Origin of the sequence: Klenkia sesuvii, assembly GCF_037083825.1 — a bacterium.
GTDB classification, from domain to species: domain Bacteria; phylum Actinomycetota; class Actinomycetes; order Mycobacteriales; family Geodermatophilaceae; genus Klenkia; species Klenkia sesuvii.
This window is the reverse complement of sequence record NZ_JBAPLU010000011.1, coordinates 125224-138842: the sequence shown is the minus strand read 5'-3', so window position 1 is coordinate 138842 and position 13619 is coordinate 125224. Positions and strand designations below refer to the sequence as shown.

Annotated in this window: 11 protein-coding genes, 1 tRNA gene and 1 pseudogene; 3 read left to right on the top strand and 10 right to left on the bottom strand. The window is 75.7% G+C overall.

Annotated elements, in window-relative coordinates; all coding sequences use genetic code 11:
- Positions 1 to 103, top strand: a pseudogene (locus tag TEK04_RS12735) (IS5/IS1182 family transposase); the annotation flags it as partial.
- Positions 104 to 126: 23 nt separating this feature from the next.
- Here TEK04_RS12735 and TEK04_RS12730 read toward each other — a convergent pair.
- From TEK04_RS12730 to arsB, 3 genes are read right to left on the bottom strand one after another with little or no spacing between them, the layout of a single operon-like run.
- Positions 127 to 1101 (bottom strand): NAD(P)H-dependent flavin oxidoreductase, encoded by a 975-nt coding sequence (locus tag TEK04_RS12730; RefSeq protein ID WP_336404718.1) that lies wholly within the window; start codon positions 1099 to 1101, stop codon positions 127 to 129.
- Positions 1102 to 1119: 18 nt separating this feature from the next.
- Positions 1120 to 1542, bottom strand: coding sequence for an arsenate reductase ArsC (locus tag TEK04_RS12725; protein WP_336404717.1), 423 nt, complete (start codon positions 1540 to 1542; stop codon positions 1120 to 1122).
- A complete protein-coding gene (gene arsB / locus TEK04_RS12720; protein WP_336404716.1) occupies positions 1539 to 2666 on the bottom strand; it encodes an ACR3 family arsenite efflux transporter in 1128 nt (375 codons plus the stop codon). The genes TEK04_RS12725 and arsB overlap by 4 nt, the downstream gene beginning before the upstream one ends.
- A 168-nt stretch (positions 2667 to 2834) precedes the next feature.
- Between arsB and TEK04_RS12715 the strand changes: the two genes are divergently transcribed.
- Positions 2835 to 3191: a metalloregulator ArsR/SmtB family transcription factor gene (locus TEK04_RS12715; protein WP_336404715.1), complete on the top strand. Its 357-nt coding sequence runs from the start codon at positions 2835 to 2837 to the stop codon at positions 3189 to 3191.
- A gap of 28 nt (positions 3192 to 3219) precedes the next feature.
- Here the strand turns inward: TEK04_RS12715 and TEK04_RS12710 are convergent.
- The 7 genes from TEK04_RS12710 to TEK04_RS12680 all read right to left on the bottom strand — a co-directional run bounded on the left by TEK04_RS12710 (position 3220) and on the right by TEK04_RS12680 (position 10860).
- Positions 3220 to 3292, bottom strand: a tRNA-Thr gene (locus TEK04_RS12710).
- 58 nt (positions 3293 to 3350) lie between these two features.
- Positions 3351 to 4532, bottom strand: a complete 1182-nt coding sequence (locus TEK04_RS12705; RefSeq protein WP_336404714.1) for a DNA polymerase III subunit delta' — start codon at positions 4530 to 4532, stop codon at positions 3351 to 3353.
- Entirely contained in the window at positions 4529 to 5164 is a 636-nt protein-coding gene (tmk, locus tag TEK04_RS12700; protein WP_336404713.1) for a dTMP kinase, read from the bottom strand. Before tmk ends, TEK04_RS12705 begins: the two co-directional genes overlap by 4 nt.
- A 10-nt stretch (positions 5165 to 5174) precedes the next feature.
- The gene (locus TEK04_RS12695; RefSeq protein WP_336404712.1) at positions 5175 to 5996 is read right to left on the bottom strand and encodes a class I SAM-dependent methyltransferase; all 822 of its coding nucleotides are present in this window, start codon (positions 5994 to 5996) and stop codon (positions 5175 to 5177) included.
- A 5-nt stretch (positions 5997 to 6001) separates the two neighbouring features.
- On the bottom strand, positions 6002 to 8887 hold the full coding sequence (gene topA / locus TEK04_RS12690; protein ID WP_336404711.1) for a type I DNA topoisomerase: 2886 nt from the start codon (positions 8885 to 8887) through the stop codon (positions 6002 to 6004).
- Positions 8888 to 9022: 135 nt separating this feature from the next.
- On the bottom strand, positions 9023 to 10546 hold the full coding sequence (locus TEK04_RS12685) for an alpha/beta hydrolase (protein WP_336404710.1): 1524 nt from the start codon (positions 10544 to 10546) through the stop codon (positions 9023 to 9025).
- A complete protein-coding gene (locus tag TEK04_RS12680) occupies positions 10543 to 10860 on the bottom strand; it encodes a hypothetical protein (RefSeq protein WP_336404709.1) in 318 nt (105 codons plus the stop codon). Before TEK04_RS12680 ends, TEK04_RS12685 begins: the two co-directional genes overlap by 4 nt.
- Positions 10861 to 11018: 158 nt before the next feature.
- Here TEK04_RS12680 and TEK04_RS12675 point away from each other — a divergent pair, with 158 nt between their 5' ends.
- Complete coding sequence (locus TEK04_RS12675; protein ID WP_336404708.1) at positions 11019 to 13616, top strand: DEAD/DEAH box helicase; 2598 nt, start codon at positions 11019 to 11021, stop codon at positions 13614 to 13616.
- The last annotated feature ends 3 nt before the right edge of the window (positions 13617 to 13619 follow it).

The following is a 13619-nucleotide window of genomic DNA, read 5'->3' as shown; positions in this document are numbered from 1 at the left end:
GTTGATGGCCGCCCGACTCACCGGCCGACACATCGAGCCCCAAGGCCCCATCGAGACCGAAGCCGCCCGCCGGCTGGCCGACGACCTCGACTCCGACAAGTAGCCGATCAATTACCCAACACCCTCTCAGACGGTGGCGGGGGTGATGACCGCGGCGTCGAGGGCGGCCTTGGCCTCGGTGTACTCCCGGGTCAGCCGGGCGACCAGCTCGGCGGCGGGGACGACGGCGTCGACCACGCCGATGCCCTGGCCCGAGCCCCAGACGTCGCGCCAGGCCTTCGCCCCGCCGTCGGAGCCGAAGCTCATCTTCGAGGGGTCCGACGTGGGCAGGTCGGTCGGGTCCAGGCCCGCCGCCACGATGGAGCCGGCGAGGTAGTTGCCGTGCACGCCGGTGAACAGGTTGCTGTAGACGATGTCGGACGCCGAGCTGTCCACGACCATCTGCTTGTAGCCCGCGGCGGCCTGCGCCTCCTCGGTGGCCAGGAACGCCGAGCCGATGTAGGCGAGGTCGGCGCCCGCGGCCTGGGCGGCGAGCACCGAGCTGCCGTGCGCGATGGCCCCGGAGAGCGCGAGCGGGCCGTCGAACCAGCGCCGGATCTCGCGCACCAGGGCGAACGGCGACGTCGTCCCCGCGTGGCCGCCGGCGCCGGCCGCGACGGCGATGAGCCCGTCGGCGCCCTTGTCGATCGCCTTGTGCGCGAACCGGTCGTCGATGACGTCGTGCAGCACGATGCCGCCGTAGGAGTGCACGGCGTCGTAGACGTCCTCGCGGGCGCCCAGCGACGTGATGACGATCGGCACCTCGTGCTCGACGCACAGCGCGACGTCGTGCTCGAGGCGGTCGTTGGAGCGGTGCACGATCTGGTTCACCGCGTACGGGGCCACGGTCGCGCCGCTGGCCCGGGCCGCGGCCAGCCGCTCGTCGATCTCGGTGAGCCAGTCACCCAGCTTCTCGGCCGGGCGGGCGTTCAGCGCCGGGAAGGACCCGACGACGCCGGCGGAGCTCTGGGCGACGACGAGGTCGGGCCCGGACACGATGAACATGGGCGAGGCGATGGCCGGGAGGCTCAGCCGCCCGCGCAGCACGTCGGGGAGGGTCACGCCCGGCAGGCTACACAGTCAGCCCTGACCGCTCCCCGTCGGACGGAGGGCGACGTCGAGCTCGGCGAGCAGGCCGCGGATGCGGACCTCGATCTCGTCCCGGATCGGCCGCACGGCCTCGACCCCCTTCCCGGCGGGGTCGGCGAGGTCCCAGTCCAGGTAGCGCGTGCCCGGGAAGACCGGGCAGGCATCGCCGCACCCCATGGTGATGACCACGTCGGAGGCCTGCACCGCCTCGGCGGTGAGCACCTTCGGGGCGGCGGCGGAGATGTCGACGCCGACCTCGGCCATGGCTGCGACCGCGGCGGGGTTGACCTGGTCGGCGGGCAGCGACCCCGCCGAGCGGACCTCCACGGCGTCGCCGGCCAGGTGGGTCAGCCAGCCGGCGGCCATCTGGGAACGGCCGGCGTTGTGCACGCAGACGAACAGCACACTGGTCACGGGGCAGCGCTCCTCGAGGTGGTCGGGACGGTGGGGTCGCCGGGGAACCAGCGGCGGGCGGCCCACAGGGAGACGTAGACGAGCCCGACGAGGACGGGGACCTCGACGAGGGGGCCGACGACACCGGCCAACGCCTGCCCGGAGGTGACCCCGAAGGTGCCGATGGCCACGGCGATGGCCAGCTCGAAGTTGTTGCCGGCGGCGGTGAAGGCCAGGGTGGCGGTCTTCGCGTAGCCCAGGCGCAACCGCATGCCCAGGGCGAACGACCCGCCGAACACCAGCGCGAAGTAGGCCAGCAGCGGGACGGCGATGCGGACGACGTCCCAGGGCTGGGAGGTGATGGCGTCGCCCTGCAGCGCGAACAGCACGACGATGGTGAACAGCAGGCCGTACAGGGCGACGGGGCCGACTCGCGGCAGGAAGCGGGACTCGTACCAGTCGCGGCCCTTGCGGCGCTCGCCGATCGTGCGGGTGGCGAACCCGGCCACCAGCGGGATGCCGAGGAAGACCAGGACCGACACGACGATGGCCCAGACGCTGAACTCCGCCGAGGTGGTGGCCAGGCCCAGCCAGCCGGGCAGGACCTGCAGGTAGAACCAGCCGAGGGCGGCGAAGGCCAGGATCTGGAAGACCGAGTTGATGGCGACCAGGACGGCGGCGGCCTCGCGGTCGCCGCAGGACAGGTCGTTCCAGATCAGCACCATGGCGATGCAGCGGGCCAGCCCCACGATGACCAGCCCGGTGCGGTACTCGGGCAGGTCGGGCAGCAGCAACCAGGCCAGGGCGAACATGATCGCCGGGCCCAGCACCCAGTTGAGGCCGAGGGAGGCCAGCAGGAGCCGGCGGTCGCCGGTGACGCGGTCCAGCTCGGAGTAGCGGACCTTCGCCAGCACCGGGTACATCATCAGCAGCAGCCCGACGGCGATCGGCAGGCTGACCTCGCCGACCGTGACCGCCTCGAGCGCGGCGTCCAGCCCGGGTACCAGCCGACCGAGGGCGAGGCCGAGGGCCATGGCGGCCACGATCCACACCGGGAGGAACCGGTCGAGGGTGGACAGCTGCGCCAGGACCGGGGTGTCGGGCGAGGTGCCCGGTCGTCGGGCTTCGCGGACGGGGTCGCTCACGCCGGCCGACCCGTCGGCTCGGCCGCGGCGACGGCCGCACCCCGCAGGTGCTCGCTCCAGGCGGCCATGACTTCCCCATCCATCGACGACTGTCGATGGAGCACCCTGCCGCAGACATCGACGAGCGTCAATATCGACAGGCGTCGATGCCTGCGTCACACTCGTCCCATGGCGACGGCCCTGCACACCACGGTCGAGGCGCAGGCATGCTGCGCACCGCTCGTCGCCGCACCCATCAGCGCCCCGGACGCCGATGCACTGGCCCGCACGCTCAAGGCCCTGGCCGACCCGACCCGGCTGCGGTTGCTCTCCCTCGTCGCGGCCCACGACGGCGGCGAGGCCTGCGTCTGCGACCTCACCGACCCCGTCGGGCTCTCGCAGCCGACGGTGTCCCACCACCTCAAGGTGCTGGTCGACGCCGGGCTGCTCACCCGCGACAAGCGGGGCGTGTGGGCCTACTACGCCGTCGTCCCCGGCGCGCTGGACTCCGTCGCCGCGGTGCTGGACACCCAACTCCGTCGCTGAGGCGGGCGACCCGGTCGGTCCGGTGCGGAGCCGCCTGTCGGAATCGAACCGACGACCTTCTCATTACGAGTGAGATGCTCTACCGACTGAGCTAAGGCGGCGTGGTGCGTCGGAGAGCCTACGCGACGCCGGTCCTGCCGCCGGGCGCCACCCCGACGGTCACGCCGGCAGGCGCAGGGCCACGCACATGGCCTCGATCGCGATCTGCGGCTTGACCGCCTGTTCCAGGGCGGTGCGGGCCGCGAGGATGGCGTCGATGCGGCGCAGTGCGCCCTCGGCGCCGACCTTGCGCGCCAGGTCGAGGGCGTCGGCCGAGCGGTCGGGGTGGTTGAGGTGCGGTACCCGGGTCAGGTCGCCCCGCACCCCGGCGATCAGCATCGCGTCGCGGTAGAAGGCGGCCAGGTCGACCAGCGCGCGGTCGAGGGTGTCGCGCCCGATGCGGGTGGCCCGGGACTTCTGCTGCTTCTCCAGCTCCTTGAGCTGCCCGGCCCCGCGGGAGGCCGCAGCCACGCCCGGCCCCCGGGCGCCCACCCCGAGCGAGGCCTTGACCGCCTCGGTCTCGGCCGCGTCGGCAGCCGACGTGGCAGCCGCCGACTCCGCCGCCGCCGTGCCCACCAGGCCGTCGGCGGCCTGCAGGCAGGCGGCCAGGCTGGTCAACGACAGCGGGACGTCGAGGACGGCCGCGCGGGCGGTGCGGGCGGTGTCGTCGCGGGCCAACCGGCGGGCGCGCCCGATGTGGCCACCGGAGGCCGCGGCCGACCAGGAAGCCAGCACCGGCTCGACCCCGTCGCGGCGGACCAGCACCTCGGAGATGGCCTCGGCCGGGGGGGTGCGCAGCGAGACCACGCGGCAGCGGGAACGGATGGTCACCGACACGTCGTCGGGGTGCAGCGAGGGCGCGCAGAGCAGGAAGACGGTGCGGGCCGGCGGCTCCTCCAGCATCTTGAGCAGCGCGTTGGCGGCCTGCTCGGTCATGCGGTCGGCGTCCTCGACCACCACCACCTGGAACCGGCCCTGCGACGGCGCGCGCCCGGCCAACCCGATGACGGTGCGCATCTCCTTCACGCCGATCGAGAGGCCCTCGGGCACGACGAGCCGGACGTCGGCGTGCGTGCCGGCCAGCACGGTGCGGCAGGCGTGGCAGGTGCCGTCGCCGCCCTCGGGGCACTGCAGCGCCGCCGCGAACGCCCGGGCGGCCACCGACCGCCCCGAGCCCGGCGGGCCGGTGAACAACCAGGCGTGGGTCATCGACGCCGGGTGGGCCACGGCGTGCTGCAGCTCGGCGACCGCCTCGGGCTGGCCCACCACGTCGCGCCAGACGCCTTCGGGCAGCCCGCTCACGACAGCACCCCCGGCAGGGCGGCGACACGGTCGGCGACGGCCGCGGCGAGCGCGTCGGGCGCACCAGTGGCGTCGAGGACGAGGTAGCGGTCGGGCTCGGCCGCGGCCAACGCCTGGAAGGTGCCGCGGACCCGCTCGTGGAACTGCACGGACTCGGCCTCCAACCGGTCCGCGGTCGCCCGGCCGCGGGCACGGGCCAGGCCGAGCTCGGGCGGGAGGTCGAGCAGCACGGTGAGGTCGGGCAGCAGACCCTCGGTCGCCCACCGCGAGAGGGCGCGGATCTCGGCCAGGTCGAACGCGCGCCCGGCGCCCTGGTAGGCCAGCGAGCTGTCGACGTAGCGGTCGGTGACGACGACCTGCCCGTCGACCAGGGCTGGCCGCACCACCTCGTGCACGTGCTGGGCGCGGTCGGCGGCGTAGAGCAGTGCCTCGGCCCGAGCCGACAGGCCGGTGGTGGCCGGGTCGAGCACGATCGAGCGGAGCGTGCCGCCGAGCCCGGTGGCACCGGGCTCGCGGGTGGTGCGCACGCGCACGCCGCGGCCGGCGAGCCAGGTCTCGAGCCGGGCGACCTGGGTGGACTTCCCGGCACCCTCACCGCCCTCGAACGCGATGAACACCCCCGGGCCGGCCACGGTCACCACGCTACCGGCGGGGTCGGACAGGACCGGGCGCCGCGTGCGCCGCTCGCGGCCGGCCCCGGGTCAGCGCGGGGTGAGCCGCACCGACCGGGTCGAGTACAGCAGGTCGAGCTGGGCGCGGCCGGCGGTGTCGGGGTGCTCGGCGAGGAGGGTGCGCAGCCCGTCGAGGAAGGCGGCTGCCTCGGCCGGGGCCAGCACCGCCACGTAGCTGCGGGTGGCGATGCCGGCCACCACCTGGTCGGGGGTCAGCTGTTTGCACGTACCGCGGCTCGTGCTCCTCGACCTCGGCGGGCAGCGCGGCCGCGAACCGGTGCACCACGCCCTGGTGGGCGTCGTGGTCGCGGGACTCCCCGATCAACCGCTCCCCCAGCGCGGCCACCCACGGCACCGTCTCGTCCCGGGTGTTCCAGACGAACCCCACGACGCCGCCGGGCCGCAGCACCCGGCGCAGCTCCGGCGCGGTGCGGACCGGGTCGAACCAGTGCGCGGCCTGCCCGGCCACCACCGCGTCCACGGTGGCCCCCGGGAGCGGGAGGTCCTCGGCCCCGCCGACGACGGCCTCGACCCGCGGGTGGCGTGCGGTCAGCTCGGCGAGCATGTCGCCGGACGGGTCGACCGCCACCACCTCGTGCCCAGCGGCCAGCAGCTGGTCGGTGAGCTTGCCGGTGCCGGCCCCGAGGTCGAGCACCCGCAGCGGCCGGTCGACCAGCAGGAACGCGACGGCGTCGGCCGGGTAGCCCGGACGCAGCTGCGCGTACTCCCGGGCCACGGCGCCGAAGGACCGGCGGCGCGCGTCCCAGGTGCCCGGGTCGAGGCCGCCGGTCACCGGGCTCAGTTCCCGGCCGGGACGGCGCCCTCGCCCGCCGACGACCGCGACGCAGCCGTCGCGGTCTTCTTCGCCGTCGTCTTCTTCGCCGTCGTCTTCTTCGCCGTCGACTTCGTGGCGGTCTTCTTCGCGGTGGTCTTCTTCGCGGCCGCCTTCTTGGTGGCCTTCTTCTTCACCGGCGCCCGCTCGCGACGGTCGGCCAGCAGCTCGGCCGCCCGATCGAGGGTGATGGTCAGCGGGTCGTCGCCCTTGCGCAGGCTGGCGTTGGACTCGCCGTCGGTGACGTAGGGCCCGAACCGGCCCTCCCGCACGGTGACCAGGCCGTTGGTGACCGGGTCGGGGCCGAGCTCGGCCAGCGGCGGCTTGGCGGCGGCCCGCCCGCGCTGCTTGGGCTGGGCGAAGATCGCCAGCGCCTCGTCGAGGGTGACGGTGAACAGCTTCTCCTCGGCGTCCAGCGACCGGGAGTCGGTGCCCTTCTTCAGGTAGGGCCCGTAGCGCCCGTTGAGCGCCTGGATCTCCTCGCCGTCCTCGGCCTTGCCGACCGTGCGCGGCAGCGACAGCAGCTTCAGGGCGTCGTCGAGGGTGACCGTCTCGGGCTGCATCGTCCGGAACAGGCTGCCGGTCCGCGGTGCCTCCTTGCTGCCCTCGGGCAGCACGGTGGTCACGTACGGGCCGTACCGACCGGCCTTGACCACGACCGTGTGGCCGGAGTCGGGGTCGGTGCCCAGCTCGCGGTCGCCCGAGGGCGCCTCGAGCAGCTCGCGGACCTTCTCGGTGGTCAGCTCGTCGGGGGCGATGTCGTCGGCGATGGAGACGCGGGCGCCGTCCTCCCCGCCGGCCTGCAGGTACGGGCCGTACCTGCCCACCCGGACGACGACCGGCTCCCCGGCGGGCCCGGTGGCCCGGAGCGGGATGGAGTTGACGCCGCGGGCGTCGATCTCCTCCAGCCGCTGGCCCACGACCTGCTTGAGCCCGCCGGAGGCCGCGATGCCGCCGGCGTGGCCGCCCTCGCCCCCGAAGTAGAACTCGGTGAGCCAGTCGACCCGGCGCAGCGTGCCGCCGGCGATCTCGTCGAGCTCGCCCTCCAGCGAGGCGGTGAAGTCGTAGTCGACCAGCGCGGTGAAGTGCTGCTCGAGCAGGTTGACCACCGCGAACGCGATGAAGGTCGGCACCAGGGCCGAGCCCTTCTTCCAGACGTAGCCGCGGTCCTGGATGGTCTGCATGATCGAGGCGTAGGTCGAGGGCCGGCCGATGCCCAGCTCCTCGAGCGCCTTGGTCAGGCTGGGCTCGGTGTAGCGCGCCGGCGGGCTGGTGGTGTGGCCCTTCGGGTCGAGCCCGGCGGTGTCGAGCACCTGGCCGCGCTCCACCCGGGGCAGCCGGCGCTCGGAGTCGTCGGCCTCGGCGTCGTCGCCGGTGGCGCCCTCGTCCTTGCCCTCCACGTAGGCGCGCAGGAACCCCGGGAAGGTGATGGTGCGGCCCGAGGCGGAGAACTCGGCGACCTCGTCGGTGGAGGACCGGCCGGTGAGCCGGATGGTGACCGTCTGGCCCACCGCGTCGGCCATCTGGGAGGCGACCGTGCGCTGCCAGATCAGCTCGTAGAGCCGGAACTCCTCGCGGGCCAGCTGCCCGGCGAGCTGGCCGGGGGTGCGGAAGGAGTCACCGGCGGGGCGGATGGCCTCGTGCGCCTCCTGCGCCCCCTTGGACTTCTTCGAGTAGTGCCGCGCCTCGGCCGGGACGAACGCGTCGCCGTAGAGCTCGCGGGCCTGGGTGCGGGCGGCCCGCAGCGCCGTCTCGGACAGGTTCGTCGAGTCGGTGCGCATGTAGGTGATGTGGCCGTTCTCGTACAGCCGCTGGGCGGTGCGCATGACCTGCTGGGAGGACCAGCCGAACTTGCGGCCGGCCTCCTGCTGCAACGTCGAGGTGGTGAACGGGGCGTAGGGACGGCGGGTGTACCGCTTCTCGTCGACCCGGGTGACGCTGACCTGGCTGCCCTCGAGCCGGGCGGCCAGCCCGCGGGCGCCGGCCTCGTCGAGGTGCACCACGTTGCTGGCCACGGCGCCGGTGTCGGCGTCGAAGTCGCGGCCGGTGGCGATGCGGCTGTCGTCGAGGGCGACCAGGTTGGCCGTGAGTTGGCGGGGCTCGCCCTCGTCGGCGGTGTCGGCGGGGGCGACGTCGAAGGTGCCGGTCAGCGACCAGTAGTCGGCCGCGGTGAACCGCATGCGGGCCCGCTCCCGCTCGACGACGATGCGGGTGGCCACCGACTGCACGCGGCCGGCCGAGAGCTTGGGCAGCACCTTCTTCCACAGCACCGGCGAGACCTCGTAGCCGTAGAGCCGGTCGAGGATGCGGCGGGTCTCCTGCGCGTCGACCAGCGCGGTGTCCAGCTCGCGGGGGCTGGCGACGGCGCGGGCGATCGCCTCGGGGGTGATCTCGTGGAACACCATGCGGCGCACCGGGACGGCGGGCTTGAGGGTGTCGATGAGGTGCCAGGCGATGGCCTCGCCCTCGCGGTCCTCATCGGTGGCGAGGTAGATCTCGGACGCGTCCTTGACCAGCTGCTTGAGGCGGGTGACCTGCTGCTTGCGGTCGGGGCTGATGACGTAGAGCGGGGTGAACCCGTTGTCGACGTCGACCCCCAGCCGCGCCCAGCTCTCGCCCTTGTGCGCGGCCGGCACGTCGGCGGCGTTGCGGGGCAGGTCGCGGATGTGGCCGACGCTGGCCTCCACCACGTACTGGTCGCCCAGGTAGGAGGCGATGGTCTTGGCCTTGGAGGGGGACTCCACGATGACCAACGGCTTGCCGCCCCGGGCCGCCGCGGTGCGCCTGCGCGGCGGGGTCGCGGCACCGCCGGCGGCGGTGTCGGTGGCGGTCTTCGTGGTCTTGGTGGGCAACGGGACTCCTGTCGGTGCTGACTGCTCGCGCCGGGCCGGCGGTGTGGGCGCACCCCCTCGGCGGACGCCACGGTAGGCCACCGTGGCGGGCCGGGCCGCGCCGCCAGGGCTGACCGGGCGCGGCGCGGGCACGCCCTACTCCCCCGTCCGGCTGCCGGCGACGACCTCGCCGAGCGCCGCCACGGTGGGGAAGTGCTCGTCGTAGTACTCGGTGTGCAGCTGCACCGGGGTCACCGGCAGCGGGGTGTCGCCGAACCCCGGGTCCGACGGGCTCGCGCCGAAGCGGCCGAGGTAGGAGATGGGGTCGAACGGGGTCCACGCGCCGTGCACCTCGGCCACCTCCAGACCCGATGCATCGACCACCGGCAGGCCCGGGCTGCCCAGCAGGGCCACCGCGTCGGCCGCCAGCGGCCCCTCGGCCCGAGCGGCCCAGCCGGTGACGACCGTGCCGTAGCTGTGCGCGAGCACCGTGGTGCGCGGGGGCGGCGGACCGCCGGCCGCCGCGGCCGCACCGCGCGCGGCGGCCAGCCCGTCCAGGGCGGCGTCCAGCGCTAGCCCGCCCAGCCGGGCCGCCCGGCTGGAGGCCACGGTGGCCACCGTGGGGGTCCGGTAGCCCAGCCAGACCACCGTCGCGACGGCCAGGCCGGGCGCCGCGGCCACCGCGAGCTCCCCGACCGCGGAGGCGTCGTGCACGAGGGCGGGCAGGTCCGCCGGGGTCGTCCCCATGCCCGGGACCAGGACGCCGACGGCCTGGGCGGTGTCCAGGTCGCCGACCGACACGACGACGAGGTCCCGCCCGGGGTCGAAGCGCAGCAGCTGGCCGGGCCGGTCGGCGGACCCGGTGGCCAGCGCGGCCAGCTGCGCAGCGGTCTGCTGCGCGACGTCGTACCCGGGTCGCCCGGGGTGGGCCAGGGCGTCGTCGAGCAGCAGGCGGTTGGCCTGGTCGCGGGCCCAGGCCGGCAACCCGTCGCGGGCACCGACGGCGGCGGGGTCGGCGACGACGGCGGCCTGCCGCTGCGCCGGGGTCAGCCCGTCCCACCACGCGGCGACCTCGGACGGGGGCCCGGTCGGCACCGTCGGGGGTGGCTGCACCGCGGCCGCGGCGGCCGCCAGCCCGTCGAACCCGGCGCCCACCGGGCCCGGGTCCAGGGCGTGCAGCGCAGCGACCGCGGCCTGCGCACCGGCCAGGACCGCATCGGCGGCGGACAGCGCGGAGCGCGCGTGGGCCTCGGCCCAGCTGGCCGCCCGCTCGCGCTCGGCGAGGGCCAGCAGCTGGTCCTCGGCCATGCCGGGCGCCGCGACCGGTGGCACCTGCCCGGAGTCGGTGAGCTCCACGGGCCCACCGGCCGCCGCGGCGCGGGCGGCCGCCACCTCCTCCTGGGCGCTCGCCGCCTGCACCGCGACCAGCTCGAGGTGGTCGGCGCTGGCCACCAGGGCGTGCTGCACCTCCCCCGCCACCGACGACAGCTCGACCAGCGCGGTGGCCGCCACGTCGGCCGCCGGCCCCGACCACAGGTCGGCGGCGCGCAGCCGCCCCCGCAGCCCGTCCAGGCGCCCCCGCCACCCGGCCAGCTGGTCGGGGACGCCGCCCAGCTCCGCCACCGACCCGCGCAGCGCCGGGAGGTCCCAGGACTCGACCGCCGACAGGCCGGTGGTCATCGCGCGGTCACGGCGCCCGGCCCGGGGCCCATGCGCTGCAGGAGGAGCCCGTCGAGGACCCGGTAGGAGGCCACGGCCTGCTGCAGACCCGTGGCCACCACCCCGGCCCGGCCAGCCAGCGCCTCCACCAGGCCCGCCCAGCCGGCACCGGTGGCGGCCAGCTCGTCGGCCGCGGGGCCGCTCAGGGCCAGCCCCAGCCGGCTGCCCTCGGCCCGGGTGGTCCCGCTCCCGACGGCCAGCTCGGCGGCGAGCTCGGCCAGGTCGGTGGCCAGCGCCTGGACGGCGTCCAGCTGCATCGTGACGACGTCGGGCACCGGCGTCTCCTCGTGGTGGGCGGGCCCCCGTCGGGCCCGAGCCGCCGCAGGGTCACCCGCCGCGCCGACCGTCCGTGCGCCGTCGTCCACACCGGGGGTCGCCGTCCACAGGTCGGGCGCGGACCTGGCGGGTTGCCCCGGGGTGTGACAGTGGTGGGGTGACGTCCGCTGCCGCGCCGCTGCCCCGGGACCTCCCGGGCGACGAGCTGCTGGCCGGGCTGCTGGACGGCGTCCCCGACGAGGACTCCCCCGTCACGCACGTGCACCGGCTGCCGGTGCGGGCTGCCAGCCACGACGCCTGGCCGGACTGGACGCCGCCGCAGCTGCGCGACCAGCTGGTGGCCCGCGGGGTCCGCGAGCCCTGGGCCCACCAGGTGGCGGCGGCCGAGCTGGCGCACGCCGGGCAGCACGTGGTCGTGGCGACCGGGACCGCCTCGGGCAAGTCGCTGGCCTACCAGCTGCCTGCCCTCGCCGCGCTCGCCGAGGACCCGCGGGCCTGCGTGCTGTACCTGGCCCCCACCAAGGCGCTGGCCCGCGACCAGCTGGCCGCCGTGGCCGGGCTGGCCGCCCCCGACGTCCGGCCGGCCGCCTACGACGGCGACACCCCGCAGGAGGAGCGGGAGTGGGTGCGCCGGCACGCCCGGTGGATCGTGACCAACCCCGACATGGTCCACCGCGGGATCCTGCCGGCCCACCAGCGCTGGGCCTCCACCCTGCGCCGGGTGGCCTACGTCGTGGTCGACGAGTGCCACGCCTACCGCGGGGTGTTCGGCTCCCACGTCGGCCACGTGCTGCGCCGGCTGCGGCGGATCTGCCACCGCTACGGCGCCGACCCGGTGTTCGTGCTGGCCTCGGCCACGGTGGCCGACCCGGCGCTGGCGGCGAGCCGGCTGGTCGGGGCGCCGGTGACCGCGGTGACCGACGACGGGTCGCCGCGCCCGGGGGCGACCTTCGCGCTGTGGGAGCCCCCGCTGACCGAGCGCACCGGCGAGCAGGGCGCCCCGCTGCGCCGCTCGGCCGCCGCCGACGCCGCCGGCCTGCTGGCCGACCTGGTGACCCAGGGCGCCCGCACGCTCGCCTTCGTCCGCTCCCGCCGGTCGGCCGAGTCGGTGGCCGACCAGGCGCGGCGCATCCTCCTCGACCGCGGGCGGGGCGACCTGGCCCGACGGGTGGACTCCTACCGCGGCGGCTACCTGCCCGAGGAGCGACGGGAGCTGGAGCGGTCGCTGTCGGCCGGCGAGCTGCTGGGGGTGGCGACCACCAACGCCCTCGAGCTCGGCATCGACATCGCCGGGCTGGACGCCGTCCTGCTGGCCGGCTACCCGGGCACCCTCGCCTCCCTGTGGCAGCAGGCGGGCCGGGCCGGGCGGGCGCAGCGCGAGTCGCTGGTGGTCTTCGTGGCCCGCGACGACCCGCTGGACCACTACCTGGCCCACCACCCGCAGGCGGTGTTCGGCCGCTCGGTCGAGGCCACCGTCACCGACCCGACCAACCCCTACGTGCTGGGCCCGCAGCTGTGCTGCGCCGCCGCCGAGCTGCCGCTGACCGAGGACGAGCTGGCCGACTTCGGTGGCCGGCAGGCGCGCGAGGCCCTGGACCGCCTGGTCACCGAGGGGCAGCTGCGCAAGCGGCCGACCGGCTGGTACTGGGCCGGTCGGGGCCGCCCGGACGTCGACATCCGCGGTTCGGGGGCCGAGCCGGTGTCGATCGTGGAGGGTGCGACCGGCCGCCTGCTGGGCACCGTGGACGGCGACGCGGCGCACGCGGCGGTGCACACCGGTGCGCTCTACGTGCACCGCGGGGAGACCTACGTCGTCGACGAGCTCGACGTCGAGGACGCCTGCGCCGCGGTGCACCCCGAGAGCCCGGAGTGGACGACGGTCGCCCGCGACGTCACCGACCTCTCGATCGTCGACGTCGACACCACCCGCCGGCTGGGCACCGTCACCGCGCACACCGGCACCGTCGACGTGACCAACCAGGTGGTGGCCTACCAGCGCCGCCGGCTGGGCACCGGTGAGGTGCTGGCCGAGTTCCCGCTCGACCTGCCCGCCCGCCAGCTGCGCACCCGGGCGGTGTGGCTGACCCTCGACGAGCGGGCGCTGCAGCGAGCGGAGCTCTCCGACCGCGAACTGCCCGGCTCGCTGCACGCCGCCGAGCACGCCGCGATCGGCATCCTGCCGCTGCTGGCCACCTGCGACCGCTGGGACCTGGGCGGGGTGTCCACCGCCCTGCACCCGGACACCGGCGCGGCCACGATCGTCGTCTACGACGGCCACCCCGGCGGGGCGGGGTTCGCCGAGCGCGGGCACGCGGTGCTGCGCCGCTGGTTGACCGCGACCCGGGCGACGGTGGCGACCTGCGAGTGCGAGCGGGGGTGCCCCTCGTGCGTGCAGTCGCCCAAGTGCGGCAACGGCAACGACCCCCTGGACAAGGCCGGCGCGGTGCGGGTGCTCGACGTCGTGCTCGACGAGCTGGCCGCGGCCGGGGACGTGGGCGACCCCGACGCCCCGGCCGACCCCGCCGGGGCGGACCCCGCGGAGCCCGTCGACCCGCGAGGCCTGGGCGGTGCGTTCGCCCAGGCCCGGGGCGGGACGTCGGCCGCCCGCTCGCGGGCGCTGCGCCGGCGGGCCCAGCTGGGCGCCGCTCCCCCGCCGCGCGCGCTGCGGCGCCGTCCCGAGCCCAGCGAGGCCGACCCGCCCCCGGCTCCCGACGACCCCTTCGCCGAGCCGCCCGAGGACGACCTCGTCTTCTGAACC

Excerpts from the sequence above, each read along its gene's own strand:
- TEK04_RS12715 (WP_336404715.1), top strand. The coding sequence starts at position 2,835 with ATGGCGACGGCCCTGCACACCACGGTCGAGGCGCAGGCATGCTGCGCA.
- TEK04_RS12685 (WP_336404710.1), bottom strand. The coding sequence starts at position 10,546 with ATGACCACCGGCCTGTCGGCGGTCGAGTCCTGGGACCTCCCGGCGCTG.